Source organism: Pseudomonas sp. LBUM1670, from assembly GCF_059695695.1.
Window position 1 is genome coordinate 75,275 of the sequence record NZ_CP166783.1, and the last position, 18,428, is coordinate 93,702.

General features: G+C 58.7%; 16 protein-coding genes. 4 read left to right on the top strand and 12 right to left on the bottom strand.

Annotated elements, in window-relative coordinates:
- Window positions 1-122: 122 nt before the first annotated feature.
- The 4 genes from gltP to ACA073_RS00365 all read right to left on the bottom strand — a co-directional run bounded on the left by gltP (window position 123) and on the right by ACA073_RS00365 (window position 3,170).
- A complete protein-coding gene (gltP, locus tag ACA073_RS00350) occupies window positions 123-1,454 on the bottom strand; it encodes a glutamate/aspartate:proton symporter GltP (RefSeq protein ID WP_497400760.1) in 1,332 nt (443 codons plus the stop codon).
- A 717-nt stretch (window positions 1,455-2,171) separates the two neighbouring features.
- The gene (locus ACA073_RS00355) at window positions 2,172-2,636 is read right to left on the bottom strand and encodes an inhibitor of vertebrate lysozyme family protein (RefSeq protein WP_497400762.1); all 465 of its coding nucleotides are present in this window, start codon (window positions 2,634-2,636) and stop codon (window positions 2,172-2,174) included.
- Between the two features lie 2 nt (window positions 2,637-2,638).
- Window positions 2,639-2,803, bottom strand: coding sequence for a DUF1328 domain-containing protein (locus ACA073_RS00360; RefSeq protein WP_003177151.1), 165 nt, complete (start codon window positions 2,801-2,803; stop codon window positions 2,639-2,641).
- 79 nt (window positions 2,804-2,882) lie between these two features.
- Window positions 2,883-3,170, bottom strand: coding sequence for a hypothetical protein (locus ACA073_RS00365; RefSeq protein ID WP_497400764.1), 288 nt, complete (start codon window positions 3,168-3,170; stop codon window positions 2,883-2,885).
- A 437-nt stretch (window positions 3,171-3,607) separates the two neighbouring features.
- Here ACA073_RS00365 and algB point away from each other — a divergent pair, with 437 nt between their 5' ends.
- Both algB and ACA073_RS00375 read left to right on the top strand, forming a co-directional pair.
- Window positions 3,608-4,954 (top strand): sigma-54-dependent response regulator transcription factor AlgB, encoded by a 1,347-nt coding sequence (algB, locus tag ACA073_RS00370; protein WP_497400766.1) that lies wholly within the window; start codon window positions 3,608-3,610, stop codon window positions 4,952-4,954.
- Window positions 4,955-4,964: 10 nt separating this feature from the next.
- Window positions 4,965-6,755 carry a KinB sensor domain-containing domain gene (locus tag ACA073_RS00375; RefSeq protein ID WP_497400768.1) on the top strand — a complete coding sequence of 597 codons (1,791 nt, stop codon included), beginning with the start codon at window positions 4,965-4,967 and terminating at the stop codon, window positions 6,753-6,755.
- 7 nt (window positions 6,756-6,762) lie between these two features.
- Here ACA073_RS00375 and ACA073_RS00380 read toward each other — a convergent pair whose 3' ends face one another.
- The 7 genes from ACA073_RS00380 to ACA073_RS00410 form a co-directional block, all read right to left on the bottom strand.
- On the bottom strand, window positions 6,763-8,376 hold the full coding sequence (locus ACA073_RS00380; RefSeq protein WP_497400770.1) for an EAL domain-containing protein: 1,614 nt from the start codon (window positions 8,374-8,376) through the stop codon (window positions 6,763-6,765).
- 75 nt (window positions 8,377-8,451) lie between these two features.
- A complete protein-coding gene (locus ACA073_RS00385; RefSeq protein WP_497400772.1) occupies window positions 8,452-9,231 on the bottom strand; it encodes an N-acetylmuramoyl-L-alanine amidase in 780 nt (259 codons plus the stop codon).
- Window positions 9,232-9,334: 103 nt separating this feature from the next.
- Window positions 9,335-11,401, bottom strand: coding sequence for a GGDEF domain-containing protein (locus tag ACA073_RS00390; protein ID WP_497400774.1), 2,067 nt, complete (start codon window positions 11,399-11,401; stop codon window positions 9,335-9,337).
- On the bottom strand, window positions 11,398-12,276 hold the full coding sequence (locus tag ACA073_RS00395; RefSeq protein WP_461952486.1) for an endonuclease/exonuclease/phosphatase family protein: 879 nt from the start codon (window positions 12,274-12,276) through the stop codon (window positions 11,398-11,400). Before ACA073_RS00395 ends, ACA073_RS00390 begins: the two co-directional genes overlap by 4 nt.
- A gap of 14 nt (window positions 12,277-12,290) precedes the next feature.
- The gene (locus ACA073_RS00400) at window positions 12,291-12,932 is read right to left on the bottom strand and encodes a thiol:disulfide interchange protein DsbA/DsbL (protein WP_497400776.1); all 642 of its coding nucleotides are present in this window, start codon (window positions 12,930-12,932) and stop codon (window positions 12,291-12,293) included.
- A 198-nt stretch (window positions 12,933-13,130) separates the two neighbouring features.
- Window positions 13,131-13,742: a c-type cytochrome gene (locus ACA073_RS00405; protein WP_497400778.1), complete on the bottom strand. Its 612-nt coding sequence runs from the start codon at window positions 13,740-13,742 to the stop codon at window positions 13,131-13,133.
- 46 nt (window positions 13,743-13,788) lie between these two features.
- Window positions 13,789-14,079, bottom strand: a complete 291-nt coding sequence (locus tag ACA073_RS00410; protein WP_392893014.1) for a c-type cytochrome — start codon at window positions 14,077-14,079, stop codon at window positions 13,789-13,791.
- A 191-nt stretch (window positions 14,080-14,270) separates the two neighbouring features.
- Here ACA073_RS00410 and yihA point away from each other — a divergent pair, with 191 nt between their 5' ends.
- The gene (gene yihA / locus ACA073_RS00415; RefSeq protein WP_497400780.1) at window positions 14,271-14,912 is read left to right on the top strand and encodes a ribosome biogenesis GTP-binding protein YihA/YsxC; all 642 of its coding nucleotides are present in this window, start codon (window positions 14,271-14,273) and stop codon (window positions 14,910-14,912) included.
- A 376-nt stretch (window positions 14,913-15,288) separates the two neighbouring features.
- On the opposite strand, the gene polA is transcribed toward yihA, so the two are convergent.
- Window positions 15,289-18,057, bottom strand: a complete 2,769-nt coding sequence (polA, locus tag ACA073_RS00420) for a DNA polymerase I (RefSeq protein ID WP_497400782.1) — start codon at window positions 18,055-18,057, stop codon at window positions 15,289-15,291.
- Between the two features lie 74 nt (window positions 18,058-18,131).
- Here polA and ACA073_RS00425 point away from each other — a divergent pair, with 74 nt between their 5' ends.
- Window positions 18,132-18,422 carry a DUF2782 domain-containing protein gene (locus ACA073_RS00425; RefSeq protein ID WP_034149452.1) on the top strand — a complete coding sequence of 97 codons (291 nt, stop codon included), beginning with the start codon at window positions 18,132-18,134 and terminating at the stop codon, window positions 18,420-18,422.
- The last annotated feature ends 6 nt before the right edge of the window (window positions 18,423-18,428 follow it).

The window sequence follows — 18,428 nt, forward strand, 5'->3', positions numbered from 1 at the left end:
GTTTAGCGCGGTGTACGCGGACCTTGTGGGAGCGGGCTTGCTCGCGAAAGCGGTGTGTCATTCAGCATTGATGTCGACTGACTCCGCATTCGCGAGCAAGCCCGCTCCCACAGGGTTATGCGTTAGTTGCTGGAAATCTCGCCCACCGGCAGTTTTTCCTTGCTGCGCCAGTGCGGCAGGGAATTCCAGTAGCGCTGGCCCTTGGCATCGTCGTACATGCCTTCCCAACGGGCGATGACCAGTACGGCCAAGGCGTTGCCGATCACGTTCAGTGCGGTACGTGCCATGTCCATGATGCGGTCGACACCGGCGATGAATGCCAGGCCTTCCAGCGGAATACCCACGCTGCCCAAAGTGGCCAGCAGCACCACGAAGGACACACCCGGTACGCCGGCGATGCCTTTGGAGGTGACCATCAACGTCAGCACCAGCAACAGTTGCTGGCTGATCGACAGATCAATGCCGTACAGCTGGGCAATGAAGATCGCCGCGATGCTTTGGTAGAGGGTCGAACCGTCGAGGTTGAACGAGTAGCCGGTCGGCACCACGAAGCTGCAAATCGCTTTTGGCGCGCCGTAGGCTTCCATCTTCTCGATGACGCGTGGCAGCACGGTTTCGGAGCTGGCGGTGGAGTAGGCCAGGACCAGCTCATCCTTGAAGATGCGCATCAGCTTGATCACCGAGAAGCCGAACAGGCGAGCGATCAGGCCCAGCACCACGAAGGCGAAGAAGGCGACGGCGACGTAAACCAGGATCACCAGTTTGGCCAGCGGCAGCAGGGACGCGAAGCCGAAGTTGGCCACGGTCACCGCGATCAGTGCGAAAACGCCGATCGGGGCGTAGTTCATGATCATGTGAGTGACCTTGAACATGCTTTCCGACACGCCCTGGAACATCGTCACCAGCGGGTCGCGCAATTCGGGCTTGAGGCTCGACAGACCGAGACCGAACAACACCGAGAAGAAAATGATCGGCAGCATTTCGCCGCGGACCATGGCCGCGAAGATGTTGGAAGGGATCAGATTGAGGATGGTCTGGATGAACGCATGTTCATGCTGTACCTCGGCGGCCGTCGCCTGGTACTTGGAAATGTCCACCGTACCCAGCGTGCTCATGTCGATGCCGGCGCCCGGGTGGAACACGTTGGCCAGCACCAGGCCTACAACGATAGCGATCGTGGTAACGATCTCGAAGTAGATGATGGTCTTCAGGCCGATGCTGCCGAGTTTCTTCGCATCGCCGACGCCGGCAATACCGACGATCAACGAGGAGATCACGATCGGGATCACAATCATCTTGATCAGACGGATAAAGATATCGCCTGCTGGTTGCAGGATGTTGCTGATCCACCAGGCCTTTTCGGCACTGAAATGGTTGAGCAGCGCACCGATTGCTATCCCCAATACCAGACCGATGACGATCTGCCAGGCGAGGCTAAGCTTTGCCTTCTTCATATCTTTACCCTTACTTGCGTTTGAATCGGGCAGATGCATCAAACTGGAACGCTTTTGGCGAAAAAGTCTTGTGCATCCGCCCCCGTATAAGGTGCCCCGGAGCGAGTATTTATGGCTCTCTGGCAGGCGAAAAAAGGCGCAACTATTCCGATGCAAGGAAGCGACGTCTAATGCCGTAAACGCCTACCCTATGCCGAATCGGCATGAGGTTTTTTTACGGAAACCGACGTCGCAATCGGTTCGAATATGACATTTCGGCAGGCATACGTGCCGTGAACCGGCCATTTCCGGGCAGGGTGACTGGTTTTTGATCCTGTGTGCGGGAGGGGTATTTCAGAAAAATCCGACAATGAAAGGCGAGAAAATCGCTGAAAAATCAGGCGATTTTTCTCGATGTACGGTCACGCAGAAACACCGGGGACAGCATTTTCTGGTGATTATTCGTACGAATGGGAAAGTGATGCAGCGAATCCGAGTGGTCCGCTCTATTTCAACGCATTACGCGCATAAGCTCTTCGCAAGTCCGTCGCGCCATGATTGGACGGCGAACTTGCGTCGCAGCTTTTTACCTGACCCGGCCCTTGCGCAGGCACTCCCTGTACCCGTAGGTCACTCCGCCCCTGAAACAGGCAGAACGTCCCGACCCCTTGGTCATGCGTCTACCTTCCTCAGGTAGCGCATTGGAGAGAAGCATGCTGCTTCTTTCGTGTGACAAATTCAGTACCAGTTCGGATCTTTCTTCAGTTGTTCCATCAACAGGTCCTGCATGCCTTGGTCGGGCTTGCCGAGGAAGCGGTAGTCGGCATGCCGCGTGGGCGACTTGTCGGCCGGCAACCCTGCAGGCACTTCGACCAGCATGGCGTAGGCATCTTTCTTGTCGAAGCTGACGGCCACGATCAAGCGTTTGTTGAGGCATGTGTCATGCGATTCGCAGAGCGGCCCCACCAGATACTTGTCGCCATCTTCTTCCACCGCATTCATTTGCTCGGCATCGCCGGACAGGTTCATTACCCATTCCGGCAGACGCTCTTCCTTCTTCACAACGCCTTGCCAGGTGTCATGGAACTGCGGGTCGGTGCTCAATAACTCGTTGACCCGCGTCTGGCCATCATTGGCCGCCAGCGCGATGGCACTGCCGCCCAGGAGCAGGGCGGCTGCCAACGTTTTCAGTGAAACGTTCATCTTCAACCTCGACCACGACGGCCAAAGAAGAACGAAGCAATGAACATCACCAGGAACACGACAAAGAGAATCTTGGCGATACCCGTGGCGGTGCCCGCGATACCACCGAAGCCCAATACCGCAGCGATGATGGCAATGATCAAGAATGTGATTGCCCAGCTCAACATGGTGATTCTCCTTACTTCTATTTAGAGATGATGCTTGTGGTGCATGTCCCGGCGCATCGAGAGCGCCAAGTTCGTGTGTCTAGAACACCCAACGTTCCTGACGTGGCATCTCATCCACAGGCTGAGCCTGGTCGACGCCCATCATTCGCATCGGCGCGCTGTCGGCGGAAGTGCTGCTGACGGCGCTGAAGTGGGTTTGGGTCGGATGCTGAAACGACAGGCGTGGCGCTTCTTGCTCCTGGCCCTGCTCCCAGCGCTGAAACTGCTGGCCGCCAATCAAGGTGATCAGGAGCGCCAGGACAGCAAACAGGCCTTGCTGTAGATGCAGTGGCGAGATACGCAATTGGGCGGCACGTTGGCGACTCATCCTGAAGCTCCTCCGACACTGTGGTGATCTTGTTGAGGGCGTCTGTTCTGAGTGCCCTGGTTAATCAGGCTATTGCAGCCTGCGTGCCAGCTTTTTTAGAAGAAAAAATATAATAAAATCAACGAGTTATGTTCCAAGTAGAAAACAGGTGGGACGCATCCTGCACGATGACCCTTTTGGCGTCGTGCGTAATGCACGATAAATTTGTAGGAGCTTTCAGAATTTTTGAATTGCGAGGAGGGCGCAGGTGTCTCAAAGGAAGTCGGAGAGGTGCCTGGAAGCCGGCGATCTGATTTAAAAACAACAAAATCAGCTGATTAGCCGTAAAGGAAGCAGATAGCTACCCTGAGGCGGTCGGAATCGACCAGAATCAACCATGCAACTTGCCCGATTTTTCCGGGACTAAACCAAGATCATTCTTTAAGGAGCGTAGGAAAATGGAATCAGCCACCGAGCATCAAGGCCGCATTCTGCTGGTGGACGACGAGTCCGCCATCCTGCGAACTTTCCGTTACTGTCTTGAAGACGAGGGCTACAGCGTCGCCACTGCCAATAGCGCGGCGCAGGCTGATGCGTTGTTGCAACGCCAGGTGTTTGACCTGTGTTTCCTCGATTTGCGCCTCGGTGAGGATAACGGCCTCGATGTGCTGGCCCAGATGCGCATTCAAGCGCCGTGGATGCGCGTAGTCATCGTCACCGCTCACTCGGCCGTGGACACCGCCGTGGACGCGATTCAGGCGGGTGCCGCTGATTATCTGGTCAAACCGTGCAGCCCCGATCAATTGCGCCTGGCCACCGCCAAGCAACTGGAAGTGCGGCAGCTGTCGGCACGTCTGGAGGCGCTGGAAGGTGAAGTGCGCAAACCCAAGGACGGCCTGGACTCTCACAGTCCGGCCATGAAAGTGGTGCTCGAAACCGCCCGCCAAGTAGCCAGCACCGATGCCAACATCCTGATTCTCGGCGAATCCGGTACCGGTAAAGGTGAACTGTCCCAGGCCATTCATGGCTGGAGCAAGCGCGCGAAAAAATCCTGCGTCACCATCAACTGCCCATCGCTGACTGCCGAATTGATGGAAAGTGAACTCTTCGGCCACAGCCGTGGCGCATTCACCGGCGCGAGCGAAAGTACCCTTGGACGGGTGAATCAGGCCGACGGCGGAACGCTGTTTCTCGACGAGATCGGCGATTTTCCCCTGACGTTGCAGCCAAAGTTGCTGCGTTTCATTCAAGACAAGGAATATGAAAGGGTCGGCGACCCGGTGACCCGCCGCGCCGATGTGCGCATCCTGGCGGCCACCAATCTCAATCTTGAAGACATGGTGCGCGACGGTCGCTTCCGTGAAGACTTGCTCTATCGCTTGAACGTCATCACTTTGCATCTGCCACCGTTGCGCGAACGCCGGGAGGATATCTTGAACCTGGCTGACCGTTTCCTGGCCCGTTTCGTCAAGGAATACGCGCGCCCGGCACGCGGCTTCAGCGAGGAGGCCCGTGAAGCGCTGCTGAGCTACCGCTGGCCGGGGAACATTCGAGAGTTGCGCAACGTGGTTGAGCGGGCGAGCATCATTTGTCCACAGGAGCGCGTCGAGATCAGCCACCTGGGCATGGCCGAGTCCCCGGTCAACAATGCGCCGCGCATTGGTGCTGCGTTGAGTCTGGACGAGCTGGAGAAGGCCCACATCGGCGCGGTCCTGGCCACCGCCGACACGCTGGACCAGGCCGCGAAGACGCTCGGCATTGACGCTTCCACGCTGTACCGCAAACGCAAGCAGTACAACCTGTGAGTCCTGCCCGATGAAACTGGCGATGAAGTTGCGTACTCGGCTTTTTCTGAGTATTTCCGCACTGATCACCGTTGCGCTGCTTGGGCTGTTGCTCGGGCTGGTCAGTGTGATGCAGATGGCTGGAACCCAGGAAGCACTGGTGCGCAACAACTTCATCACCCTCGACCTGGGCCTCAAACTGCGCCAGACCCTGGGCGACCAGCTGGTTCTGATGATGAGCGACAAACCCGACCCTGGGGCGTTCGAAGCGTCCAGGCAGCAATATTTTCAGCTGCTGGATGAAGGCATCGCCCATGATCAGGGCGGCGAGGGGCGCCCGTACGGATTCTTGCAAGCCAAGGACGATTACCTGAGTTTTCTTCAGGCATTGGACCTGTCGCGCGATCCGTCCCATGTGTGGAGTGGCAACGAAGCGCTCAGCGAAAAATTCAACGTGTTGCGCAACGGTCTGGTCACCGCGCAAAAGCACGCGCTGGATAGCATCAATGAAACGCAGCACCAGGCCCGGGATCGGGCACTGCTGATTGCCGGCCTGCTCGGGTTGGTCGGGTTGGCTGTACTGATTATCGGTTTCGTGACCGCTCATGCGATCGCTCGCCGTTTCGGTGCGCCGATCGAAGCCCTGGCCCAAGCCGCCGACCACATCGGCCAAGGCAACTTCGAAGTAACCCTGCCGATTTCCTCGGCAGTGGAAATGAATCAGCTGACCAAGCGCTTCGGGATCATGGCCGAAGCACTGCGTCAGCACCAGGCTACCAATATAGACGAGTTGCTCGCGGGCCAGCAGCGTTTGCAGGCAGTACTCGACAGCATTGACGACGGCCTGTTGATGATCGATCGCGATGGCCATCTGGAACACCTCAACCCGGTGGCGCAGCGCCAGTTGGGTTGGGAAACAGACCGTCTCGGCCAAGGGTTGGGCTCGGCGCTCGAACGCCCCGAGCTGGATCAGCAGCTGAAACTGGTGTTGCGCGGAAGCTCGCTGGAGCGCGCACCGGAGGACCTGTGTGTCGAGGTTGACGGAGAGTCGCGGCTGCTCACTTACAGCCTGACGCCCGTCAGTCATACCCAGGGCCATATTCTGGGCGCCGTGATGGTGTTGCACGACGTCACCGAACAGCGAGCTTTCGAGCGGGTGCGCAGCGAGTTTGTGTTGCGCGCCTCCCACGAGCTGCGCACGCCGGTCACCGGGATGCACATGGCGTTCGGCCTGTTCCGCGAGCGCGCGCATTTTGCCGAGGACTCGCGAGAAGCCGATCTGCTGGACACCGTGAATGAAGAAATGCAGCGCTTGATGCAGTTGATCAACGACCTGTTGAACTTCTCACGCTACCAGAACGGCTTGCAGAAACTTTCGCTGGCGCCATGTTCCATCGAGGAATTGCTGGAGCAGGCCCGCTCGCGGTTTGCCGATTCGGCGCAAGAGAAGGGCATCGATTTGCTGGTGGAGGTACAGGGGCCATTGCCGTGGTTACAGGCCGATCAGCCCCAACTGGAGCGGGTGCTCGATAACCTCATCGACAACGCGTTGCGTCATACCGGCGCTGATGGCCAGATTCGCTTGCAGGCGCGACGCCACGGCGAGCGGGTGATTATCAGTGTCGAGGACAATGGCGAAGGTATCGCTTACGGCCAGCAGGGGCGGATCTTCGAGCCGTTTGTACAGGTCGGGCGCAAGAAGGGGGGCGCGGGGCTTGGTCTGGCGTTGTGCAAGGAAATCGTGCAGTTGCACGGCGGGCGGATGGGCGTCTATTCGCGGCCGGGGCAGGGTACTCAGTTCTACATGGCGCTGGCGGTTTAACGCGCGTTTACGCTTCGTCATCCATGCGTCGGCCGGCCAGTCGCCGACCACGGGTAATCAGCTCGATGAACTGAACGGCACTCAACGCATGGGCGAACAACCAACCCTGACCGAATTTCACCCCTTCACTGCTCAGAAACGCCGCTTGCGCTTCATGTTCGATGCCCTCGGCAATTACTTTGAGTTGCAGCGCCTGGGCCATGTGAATGATGTACGGTGCCACGCCGCTGCTGGCGGCGTCGTGCCCCAGCGCATCGATAAACGCCTTGTCGATCTTCAGGCAATCCACCGGCAGGGTTTGCAGGTAGGCGAGGCTGCAATAGCCAGTGCCAAAGTCATCGATCAATATCTGATGCCCGACGTCGCGCAAGGCTTGCAGGTTTTCCCGGGCCACCACCACATCGATCAGGCCGCGCTCGGTCACTTCAAAAGCGATCTGCTTGGCCGCGACCCGGTGCAAGGTCAGCAGCCGCGCCATCACTTGGCCGATACGCGGCACCATCACATCGCAGGCCGCCAGGTTGACCGAGATGTACAGCTGCGGATTGGCTCGCAGCAAATGCCCAAGCTGCTCGAGCAGGCGTTGCAGGACGAAGTCAGTCATCTGGCGGATCTGGCCGCTGTTCTCCGCCATCGGAATGAACAGGTCGGGGCTGGTCAGGGTGCCGTCGGGTCGGCGCCAGCGCAGTAAGGCTTCGGCTCCGACACAGTTGCGGCTGTCGAGGTCGAAGATCGGTTGATACAACACCTGCAACTCACCTCGCCGTATCGCGCCGGTCAATTCGGCGTCAAGCGACTGTCGCTGACGCACCAGCAGAAACACCATAAAACCCACAAGCGATCCCAGCGCCACGCTGGCCGGCAGCAACCACCACCAGGCGGCGGGTACTTGCCTGCCGGTGCGCGGGGAGATCAGCACCAATTGGTACTCAGGGCTGTTGGTCGGCATGCGATAAATCAAGTGAGTCCGAGTGACTTGCAAGGCATCGCTGTTTTTCGGTGGCCAAGGTTCGGTCGGTGGCCAGGTTTGCGCGGCGCCCAGCACCGGAATCGCGCGAGTGCCGCGGTCGAGTATCACCAAAAGACTGCTGCCCGGCGACAGGTCGACCATGTCGGTCAAATGTCCGCGAGAGGTGGCGACACGGAAATTGCCCCGCCCGAGCATGAGTGCGGCCCGGTTTTCATCAGGTTCGGTGGTGGTGTTCAGCCAATAACTGTAGGTGGGGTCTTTAATGTCCGGTGGTCGTGCCAGCGACAATCCTTCCTGGCGCGGACGGTTGGTGCAGATCCTCGAGTCATCCATATACACCGCCTCGTAAACGAAGCGGTAATTGAAGGTGACCTGCTGCAAAGTGGCGATCATTTCGTTGTCGCAGGTTCGCAGCGGTTGGGCCTCCAGATCATCCAGGCTTTCGCGCAGTTGCCCGAACAACTGCTCCAGGCGCAAAAGGAAGCGCTCACCTTGTGCGTTCATTTCCAGGCTTTCGTTTTGCTCAACCTGATGCAAGGCCCCGAACAGGCTCAGCGCCATCAGCAACGTAGTGCTCAAGGCAGCAGCCAGCATCGCCAAAAACCAAGGGCGATAGAACCAACTACGTAGCGTCTCTCGAGCAGCAGGCATATTGGAATATCCGAAGAATTACCAATGAGTTATAGCTGCTGATTGGGAAAAAGCCCGGACCGTCGGGCGGTGTCATTATTTTGTCTGGTTCAACACCTGCAGAAGCGCTGCCGTTTGTGCGTCCGGGAGGCCGTCGAATCGGGATGGCCGGAAATGCATCTGAAAGGCTGCAATCACGTGACGTGTCGCCACATCCAGCTCACCGGTTTGCGGCGTGGCGTAACCCAGGCGGGCCAACTGTGCCTGAAACCAGCTGACGCTTGGCAGTTCAGCGTTGAACTGCACTTGCTGGCGCGCCACCACCTCTTCGTTCGGCCAGATTCCAAGGCCTTCGGCCGCCAAACGTTTCCAGGGGAAAAGCGGTCCCGGATCCAGCTTGCGCAGCGGTGCGATGTCGCTATGGCCGATGATGCTGCGGGGGTTGATGGCGTAGCGTTTGCTGATGTCTTTGAGCAGGACGATCAAAGACTGGACCTGGGCTTCGCTGTAGGGATACCAGTAACGTCCTCCGGTCGGGGTTGTCTTGAATCCCGGATTGACGATTTCGATGCCGATGGAGCTGGAGTTGAGCCAGGTCCGACCCTCCCACTCACTCTCTCCGGCGTGCCATGCCCGCAGGTTTTCGTCCATCAGCTTATAGATGGTGGCGTTTTTATCGTCGCCGATCAGGTAGTGACTGCTGACTTCGCCGTGGGTCAGCAGTTGCAGCGAGCGTTCCAGCGATGCGGAGGTGTAATGCATCACCACGAATTGAATGCGGCTGTCGTGGTTGACCGAAGGATGGCTGGTGTCGAACCGGGGGCCGCTGGCACAGCCGGCCAATAGAAGCGACACGATGAGAGCAAGATATTTCATGGCAAAGGGCAGTACACGCAAGACAGTAATGCAACAGTGTAACGTACTGCCTTGCGCGACGACGGCTAACGGGGCTATTTAAACAAAATGGAACAATTGGCTTTCAGCCGGGTTCGACCCGATTACGGCCTGCATGTTTGGCGCGGTACAACGCCTGATCGGCTCTTTTCAGCACCATATCGCTGTGTTCTCCGGGTTTGAATGCAGTCATTCCCATCGAAACGGTAATGGTCACCGGCTCCCCCTTGAAGTGGAATGGGCAGGCTTCAATGGACGCGCGCAGGTGTTCCAGCAGTTTTGCCCCCGCCGCTGGCACTGTGCCGGGCATCAGCAGGACAAACTCTTCGCCGCCAAACCGGGCGATGAAATCGGTCCCGCGCAGGCGCTTGCGCAACACGCTGGCGATGATTTTCAGCACCTTGTCCCCCGCCAGGTGACCATAGTTGTCATTGATGCGTTTGAAATGATCGAGGTCGAGCATGGCCAGCAACAGGGTGTTGCCGTAATGCTGCCACTGGCTGATTTCGTGATCGAGCCGTTCGCTCCAGGCCGCCCGGTTGGGCAGTCCGGTCAGTGGGTCGATCAAGGCTTTCTGGCGCTGCTCTTCAAGATGTTCGCGGTAGCCTTGAGCTTCCTGCTCCATGTGCGCCACGCGTTCGGCCAGGCCTTTAAGGCGGGCGGCCACTTCCTGCTCGCGCTCGTCGCGCTGCTTCTGGTGCTGATCCATGGTGCCGAGCAGGCCTTCGAGGTGGTTCTCCAGGACGAGCTTGAGATCGTCGAGGTCCGCCGCCTCTTGCATGCTGCTCTGCAGGCCGTCGACCTGCTCACGGATCTGCGTGTCCATTTCGCGCGCGGCAGAACTGTTGTCCGCATGGCCATCGCTGGCGGCTTGCAGGTTGCTCTGGAATGACTCGAGGCGCTCGTTGAGTTGCTGCAGATAGGCTTCGAATTCATGCTGGCCACTGTCGTTGATCGCCAGCATCAAGGTGGCTAGATCGTCGAGGATCGGCAGCAGTTCGTACCAGTTCAAACCATTTTGCAGGCGATCGCGCATCGCTTCGGCTTGCGGGCGATGGCGCTCGGGCAGCGACAGGTCGTCCAGTAGGCCCAGCAACGTGTCTTCGATGTGCTTGGCGACCGAGCTGTAGGACGGCTCCGGCGAGTCTGGCAGGGCGTAGTGAACATCGTGTTCAGAGTGTTCCGGATCGACGGCGGCCAATGCCTCGGCCATGGCCGAGGGCAGGGGCAGGCGGTCGAGGAATATCGTCGGGGTCAACTCGTCCGGGTTGATCGCCAGTTGAGTCTCGGCAACCGCTGACATGTGGGCTGGTGCCGGTTGCTCTGGTGGTTGAATCTCCGACTGGACCGGTGTTTCCGGAGCGGGTGCTTGCTGGGGTTTATGGACTGGCGGAACAAACGCCACGACTTCATCGGGCGTCGGCGTCACTGTGAGTGCTTCGATCACCTGTGGTTCGGGCTGGGCCGGGTGTTCGGCTGGCGGCGTTACGCGTGGTTCGTCGGCAATTGGCGCGGTATCGACGGTCACTCGCGGCAATTCGGGAGGTGCCGCAGTAACCGCTCCGACAGGCAGCGGGGTGGGCACTTGCGCTTCCGGGGGAGCTACCTGCTGTATCGCATCTTCCGTTTCACGATTGCCAAACAGGCGTTGCAGCAAGCCTGGGCGATCGGGTTCTGCCGGGTTCTCCAGCTGACTCAAGGCTTTGCCTTGCAGCCCGCTCAACTCGCTGAGCAGCAACGGGATCTCGCGCGCCTGGCTGACGCGACCGTCGAGGGTTTTGGCGAAGTTCTTGAGTGGCCGGCTCACTTCCCGGGGTAGCGGCAAGGTTTGCAGTTGCGCGACCAGTGCGGTCAGTGCGGCGCTGGTCTGATTGACCCGGGTTTCGCGGCGCTGTTCAGAGTCGAGTACCGCTTTTTCCAGTCGTGGAAGCAGTGCAGCCAGGCCGGCGTCCATTTCATTGGTGCGGATGACTTCGCGCATTTCTTTCATGCACTGGTCAACGGCGCGGTCGGTGCCCTCGGCCGCCAAAGTACTGCGCACCAGTCCGCGCCGCAGCAGGTCGAGCCGGGCGTCCCAGTGTCGTTCGAGCTTTTCCTGTTGTTCGATGCTTTTGAGGTATTTCTCTTTCCAGCGCTGTGTTTCGTCGCTCATTCATGGGTTCCGCGAAGGGCAGGACTCAACGCGGGCAATGCGTCGGCCGTGAGCGAACCCGGCAGACGAATCTCTACCGCGACCGGCAGGTGATCGGAAATGGGCTGTGCCAGCACTTCGACCTTTTCAAGCGTCAGGGTCGGGCTCAGCAGAATGTGGTCCAGGCAGCGCTGCGGGCGCCAGCTCGGGAAGGTTGCTTCCAGTTGCGGCGCCAGCAGGCCGAGGTCGCGCAACGGAGAATTTTGCAGCAGGTCACTGGCGTGGGTGTTCATGTCGCCCATTAGCACCTGATGTTTATAACCGCCGATCAGCTCGCGGATGTAAGCCAGTTGCATGCTCCGGGCGCGAGCGCCCAGCGCCAGGTGCATCATGACCACCACCAGCGCTTCCGGACCTTCACCGAAACGCACCAGGATCGCCCCGCGACCCTTGGGCCCCGGTAGCGGATGATCCTCAATCGCCCACGGGCGCAGGCGGCTGAGCACGCCATTGCTGTGCTGGCCGAGGCGACCGAGATTGCGATTGAGTTGTTGATACCAGTAGGGGAAGGCGCCGAGTTGCGCCAGGTGTTCGACTTGATTGACGTAGCCTGATCGGAGGCTGCCGCCATCGGCTTCCTGCAGGGCGACCAGATCGAAGTCGCCCAGCAGATTGCCGATCTTTTGCAGATTGTCGGCGCGCCCGGTGTGCGGCAACAGGTGTTGCCAGCCCCGGGTCAGGTAGTGCCGATAACGCTCGGTACTGATGCCCACCTGGATATTGAAGCTGAGCAAGCGCAGACGGCTGTCTGCAGGCAACCCCGTCGATTCCAGGTGATGCTCGTTGACCCGCGGATCATGCAGGCCAACGATGCGTTCGGTACCCCAGCGGCGCATGGCAGGCCCCGCGCTTAGTTGGCAGCAGCCTTGGTAGCCGCCCGCTCTTTGTCGACCAGTTTGTCGGCCAGTTGCAGGGCTTGCTCGGCGCCGCCGGCAGAACCCACGTCAAAGCGATACTTGCCGTTGACGATCATGGTTGGAACGCCGGAGATTTCATATTTCTTGGCCAGTTCGCGAGCCTTGTTGATCTGGCCCTTGATGGCGAAGGAATCGAAGGTCGCCAGGAACTTGTCCTTGTCTACGCCTTGAGTCGCCAGGAAGTCGGCCATTTCGTTTTTATCGACCAGCTTTTTGTGTTCCTTCTGAATGGCGTTGAATACCGCAGCGTGAACCTTGCTCTCGACGCCCATGGCTTCCAGGGTCAGGAACATTTGGCCGTGTGCGTCCCATGGACCGCCGAACATCGCAGGAATACGAACGAAGTTCACGTCGGACGGCAGTTTCTCGACCCAAGGATTGATTACCGGTTCGAAAGCGTAGCAATGCGGGCAGCCATACCAGAACAGCTCCACCACTTCGATCTTGCCAGGCACAGCAACCGGAACCGGATTGGTCAGTTCGACATAAGGGGCGGCGGGGGCTTCGGCGGCTTGGGCAGTCATGCCGAACAGGCTGGCAGCGACGAGTGCGGCGCTGATGATCAGATTACGCATGCTTTACTCCTGGACAATTTGGTCGCCTCGCGCGACCTGTTTTCAGACAGGTCATGGCGGGCTTGAGTTCTGTAGTGTAACGGCAGCAGGCACAAAAAAGGGCGGCCTGAGCCACCCTTTTTATACTTGCTGCGACGGATTAATAGAGCGTTAACGTTGCAGGAGATGTACATCCCGCGCGGCGCCCCATTCGACGTCTTAGTGCAGGCCCTGAATGTAGCTGGACACCGCTGCGATATCTTCGTCGCTCAGGCGTTTGGCAATGGTCTGCATGGTTTTGGTGTCGCCGTCGTTGCTACGACCGCCTTCTTCCTTGCGGAAATCGGTCAGCTGCTTGGCAATGTATTGAGCGTGCTGGCCACCCAGGTGCGGGAAGCCGGCGGCCGCGTTGCCTGTGCCGTTTGGCGAGTGGCAGCCGGTGCAGGCTGGCAGGCCCTTGGCCAGGTCACCACCACGGAACAGTGCTTCACCGCGAGCCACGACTTTAGGGTCGGCGGCGCCAACGCTGCCTTTCTGGCTGGCGAAGTAGGCGGCGATATCGGCCAGGTCCTGATCGCTCAGGTTGGTCAGCAGGCCGGTCATTTCCAGTACCGTGCGTTTGCCGGACTTGATGTCGTGCAACTGCTTGTTCAGATAACGCTCGCCCTGACCTGCCAGTTTCGGAAAGTTAGGCGCCATGCTGTTGCCATCCGGGCCATGACAGGCGCCACATACTGCGGCTTTCGCCTGACCAGCAGTTGCATCACCTGCAGCATGGGCTATGCCGGAGATCCCCACGGTCAACAGCAGACTCACGATCAATTTGTTCATCAGCTAATCCAACTACGGCTAAGGGTTAAAGAGTTATGGACCGGGATCACTCGCTCATCCAGTGGATGATGGCTTGGTAATCCTCGGCACTGCAGTCCATGCACAAACCACGCGGCGGCATCGCCTTGAAACCCTGGGTCACGTGTTGCACCAGCGTCTCCATACCTTTCGCCAACCTCGGCGTCCAAGCTGCCTGATCGCCCTTTTTGGGCGCCATGGGTAGTTGGCCGGAATGACAGGCACCACAAACACGGTTGTACACAGCTTCCGGATCCTGTGTAGCCTGAGCGCTGTAAAGCGGCATCAAGACACCGGCAGCTAGCAGCCATTTCGTCATAAAACGACCTTTTCAGGGTTGAGAGCGTTCTGCGTTCTACTGCGCAATCAAGGTCTATCGCTCTCGTGAACTTCATCCTACGCTGGGACAAAGCGCACACAAAATCTGCGGCATTATATACTGGCGCTACTGAAACGGAAACGACACCGCTTGCCGCGTCCATTCCCGGCGCCGCCCACATCGGAAATCCCATGCAACTCAAGAACCCCATCCTCGGCCTGTGCCAACAGTCCACCTTTATGCTCAGCGCTGCCAAAGTCGACCAATGTCCCGACGACGAAGGCTTTGAAGTGGCCTTCGCCGGGCGTTCCAACGCCGGTAAATCCAGCGCGTTGAACACCCTGACGCATGCCAGCCTGGCGCGGACCTCGAAAACCCCGGGTCGCACGCAACTCTTGAACTTCTTCAAGCTAGACGATGATCGTCGTCTGGTCGACCTTCCGGGCTACGGTTACGCGAAAGTACCGATCCCGTTGAAGCTGCACTGGCAGCGTCACCTGGAAGCTTATCTGGGTGGTCGCGAGAGTTTGAAAGGTCTGATTCTGATGATGGACATCCGTCATCCAATGACCGACTTCGACCTGTTGATGCTCGATTGGGCCGTCGCCAGCGGCATGCCGATGCACATTCTACTGACCAAAGCGGACAAGCTGACCTACGGCGCGGCAAAGAACGTCTTGCTCAAGGTTCAGTCGGACATTCGCAAGGGCTGGGGTGATGCGATCAGCATTCAGCTGTTCTCGGCGCCAAAACGCATGGGCCTGGAAGACGCCTACACTGTATTGGCAAGCTGGATGGAACTGGCTGACAAAGGCTCGGAACTCGCGGAGTAAGCTCATTTACAAAAAACGCGGGCAAAAAAAACCCCGGACTTCTTATGGGGAGGGGGAAGTTCCGGGGTTCAAGTTCCGGACCGCTAGGGCGGGGTCCAGATTATCTGCCAACACTTAACACAACATAGGAGCATCGAAGGGCTTCACCAGCCATTCAGTTACTGTGAGTGGCAGTTCACAGGTTTAGTTCCGGCATCCCAAAAACCATTTGAAATAAGCCGGATCACTAACGGAAATAAGCGCCCTTCGCCCCTCTGCCGCGGCACATTGTAGGAGCGAGCTTGCTCGCGATGGTCGTCAACGATGACGCGTCTTCCCTGAATGAGCGCGGCGTGTTCGAGTCCATCGCGAGCAAGCTCGCTCCTACATCTATGGATCAGTGCGCCTCATCCCAGTTATTTCCCACGCCAACCTCGACCAGAAGCGGTACATCCAGCTTCGCGGCGTTGGCCATGTGGGCGCGAATCTCTTCACGAACCTGATCGACCATATCTTCACGTACCTCAAGCACCAATTCATCGTGCACCTGCAGGATGACCTTGGCGTCGAGACGCGATGAGGTCAGCCAGTTATCCACAGCCACCATGGCTTTCTTGATGATGTCCGCCGCGGTGCCTTGCATCGGGGCGTTGATCGCCGTGCGTTCGGCACCTTTGCGCAGGGCCGGGTTTTTTGCGTTGATTTCCGGCAGGTACAGGCGACGACCGAAGATAGTCTCGACGAAACCTTGCTCGGCCGCCTGGGCGCGAGTGCGTTCCATGTATGCCAGGACACCTGGATAACGGGCGAAATAGCGGTCGATGTACGCCTGGGACTGTTTCCGATCGACGCCGATCTGCTTGGCCAGGCCAAACGCGCTCATGCCGTAGATCAAACCGAAGTTGATCGCCTTGGCACTGCGACGCTGATCTGTGCTGACTTCGGCCAGTTCAACCCCAAAGACTTCCGCCGCCGTGGCTTTGTGCACATCCAGATTATTGCGGAAAGCGTGCAATAAACCTTCGTCCTTGGCCAGGTGAGCCATGATGCGCAGCTCGATTTGCGAGTAGTCCGCGGCCAGCAGCTTGTAGCCTTTTGGCGCAACGAACGCCTGACGAATCCGACGACCTTCGGCGGTGCGGATCGGAATGTTCTGCAGGTTTGGATCGATGGACGACAAGCGTCCGGTGGCAGCGACAGCTTGCTGATAGTTCGTATGGATGCGGCCGGTACGCGTGTTGATCTGCTCGGGTAGACGGTCGGTGTAAGTGCTTTTGAGTTTGCTCAGCGAGCGGTACTGCATCAACACCCTGGGCAGTGGGTAGTCCTGTTCCGCCAGTTCGGCCAACACCGCTTCGGCCGTGGAAGCCTGGCCTTTGGCGGTTTTGCTGAGTACCGGCAAACCGAGCTTTTCGTAGAGGATTACGCCCAGTTGCTTCGGAGAGCCGAGGTTGAATTCCTCGCCCGCAATGGCAAATGCCTCGCGCTCCAGGGCGACCAGTTTCTCGCCCAATTCCACGCTCTGGATGCCCAGCAAGTTCGCGTCCACGAGCGCGCCCTGCCGTTCGATCCGGGCCAGTACTGGCATCAGGGGCATTTCAATGTCGCTGAGCACTTGAGTCAAACTTGGCGTCGCCGCCAGTTTTTCCTGCAGCGCCAAATGCAGGCGGAAGGTGACATCGGCATCTTCCGCGGCATAGTCACCGGCCAGCTCCAGGGATATCTGGTCGAAGGTCAGCTGTTTGACGCCTTTGCCGGCGATCTCTTGAATGTCGGTTTTGCTTTCGCCCAGGTACTTCAGTGCCAGGCTGTCCATGTCGTGGCGGGTGGCGGTCGAGTCGAGCACGTAGGACTCGAGCATCGTGTCGTAGGCAATGCCCTGAACAGTGATCCCGTTGTTCTGATCGCCACCGATGGCGCAATTGGCGAGGATGTTGGTTTCGAACTTGGCATTCTGGCCGACTTTCAGCTTGTTCGGGTTTTCCAGTAGCGGTTTCAATGCCAGCAGTACGGTATCGCGGTCCAGCTGTTCTGGCACGCCCATGTAGGAATGCGTCAGCGGAATGTAGGCCGCTTCGTTGGCTGCAACGGAAAACGACAGCCCCACCAGTTGCGCGTGCTGAGCATCGGTGCCGTTGGTTTCCGTGACGAAGGCGATCAGCGGCGCCTTGTCGAGTTTGTCCAGCCAGGCTTCGAGGCGCTTAGCGTCAAGGATGGTTTCGTACTTCGATTCGACAGCGCCCGGCTGCTCCTGAGCGACCTCGACAATCTCCTGACCGGAACGCTTGGCGTCGCGCTGGTTCTCTTCGAACCAGCTCTTGAATTCCAGCAGCGTGTAGAGCTCGGCCAGTTTGTCGTGATCCGGCTTGCCCATTTGCAGGTCGTCGAGGCCGATATCCAGCGGCACGTCGATCTTGATCGTCGCCAACTGATAGGAGAGGAATGCCATCTCCTTGTGCTCTTCGAGTTTGGCCGGCAGGGTTTTCGCGCCGCGAATCGGCAGGGTCGGAACGATGTCGAGCTGCGCATAGAGCTCGGTCAGGCCGCCGTTTACGCCGACCAGCAGGCCGGACGCGGTCTTTGGGCCGATGCCCGGAACGCCCGGGATGTTGTCGGAAGAATCGCCCATCAACGCCAGATAATCGATGATCTGCTCGGGAGCGACGCCGAATTTCTCCTTCACGCCCTCCACGTCCATGCTGCTACCGGTCATGGTGTTGACCAAGGTAATGTGGCCGTCGACCAACTGCGCCATGTCCTTGTCGCCGGTGGAGATGATTACCGGGCGGTCGGCCGCCGCGCTGCTGCGGGCCAGGGTGCCGATCACGTCATCGGCCTCGACGCCTTCGACGCACAGGAGCGGGAAGCCCAAAGCGATTACGCTCTGGTGCAGCGGCTCGATCTGCACGCGCATGTCGTCGGGCATGCTCGGACGGTTGGCTTTGTATTCGGCGTACATGTCATCGCGAAACGTCCCACCCTTGGCGTCGAACACCACGGCGAACGGACTGTCCGGGTACTGCTTGCGCAGACTCTTGAGCATGTTCAACACGCCTTTGACCGCTCCGGTCGGCAGACCTTTGGAAGTGGTCAGCGGCGGCAGCGCGTGAAAGGCGCGATACAGGTAAGAAGAACCGTCCACCAGGACGAGGGGGGCTTGGCTCATGAGCAGGATCAACCTTTTCGGCGGGTCCGGCGCTAGAATAGCGGGACCGTTGACGACAAAGGGACAAGGTTATCATGCGCACACTAAATCGCCTGTTGCTGGCTGGCTTGTTTGCAACCGTTCCACTGGCCGTCATGGCGGCGGACGATGCGCCGACTCCGGAGCCTGAAGTCACGATCCGCACGGAAGGGGACAAAGTCATTCAGGAATACCGCCAAAACGGTTTCCTGTATGCGATCAAGGTTACGCCGAAGGGGGCACCGCCGTATTTTCTGGTGCGTGCGGACGGTACAGATGCAAACTTCATCCGCTCGGATCAGCCGGATATGCTGATTCCGTCGTGGAAGATTTTTGAATGGAAGTAGTTTCTT

Coding starts and splice junctions, on each gene's coding strand:
- gltP (WP_497400760.1), bottom strand. CDS start 1,454: ATGAAGAAGGCAAAGCTTAGCCTCGCCTGGCAGATCGTCATCGGTCTG.
- ACA073_RS00355 (WP_497400762.1), bottom strand. CDS start 2,636: ATGAACGTTTCACTGAAAACGTTGGCAGCCGCCCTGCTCCTGGGCGGC.
- ACA073_RS00360 (WP_003177151.1), bottom strand. CDS start 2,803: ATGTTGAGCTGGGCAATCACATTCTTGATCATTGCCATCATCGCTGCG.
- ACA073_RS00365 (WP_497400764.1), bottom strand. CDS start 3,170: ATGAGTCGCCAACGTGCCGCCCAATTGCGTATCTCGCCACTGCATCTA.
- algB (WP_497400766.1), top strand. CDS start 3,608: ATGGAATCAGCCACCGAGCATCAAGGCCGCATTCTGCTGGTGGACGAC.
- ACA073_RS00375 (WP_497400768.1), top strand. CDS start 4,965: ATGAAACTGGCGATGAAGTTGCGTACTCGGCTTTTTCTGAGTATTTCC.
- ACA073_RS00380 (WP_497400770.1), bottom strand. CDS start 8,376: ATGCCTGCTGCTCGAGAGACGCTACGTAGTTGGTTCTATCGCCCTTGG.
- ACA073_RS00385 (WP_497400772.1), bottom strand. CDS start 9,231: ATGAAATATCTTGCTCTCATCGTGTCGCTTCTATTGGCCGGCTGTGCC.
- ACA073_RS00390 (WP_497400774.1), bottom strand. CDS start 11,401: ATGAGCGACGAAACACAGCGCTGGAAAGAGAAATACCTCAAAAGCATC.
- ACA073_RS00395 (WP_461952486.1), bottom strand. CDS start 12,276: ATGCGCCGCTGGGGTACCGAACGCATCGTTGGCCTGCATGATCCGCGG.
- ACA073_RS00400 (WP_497400776.1), bottom strand. CDS start 12,932: ATGCGTAATCTGATCATCAGCGCCGCACTCGTCGCTGCCAGCCTGTTC.
- ACA073_RS00405 (WP_497400778.1), bottom strand. CDS start 13,742: ATGAACAAATTGATCGTGAGTCTGCTGTTGACCGTGGGGATCTCCGGC.
- ACA073_RS00410 (WP_392893014.1), bottom strand. CDS start 14,079: ATGACGAAATGGCTGCTAGCTGCCGGTGTCTTGATGCCGCTTTACAGC.
- yihA (WP_497400780.1), top strand. CDS start 14,271: ATGCAACTCAAGAACCCCATCCTCGGCCTGTGCCAACAGTCCACCTTT.
- polA (WP_497400782.1), bottom strand. CDS start 18,057: ATGAGCCAAGCCCCCCTCGTCCTGGTGGACGGTTCTTCTTACCTGTAT.
- ACA073_RS00425 (WP_034149452.1), top strand. CDS start 18,132: ATGCGCACACTAAATCGCCTGTTGCTGGCTGGCTTGTTTGCAACCGTT.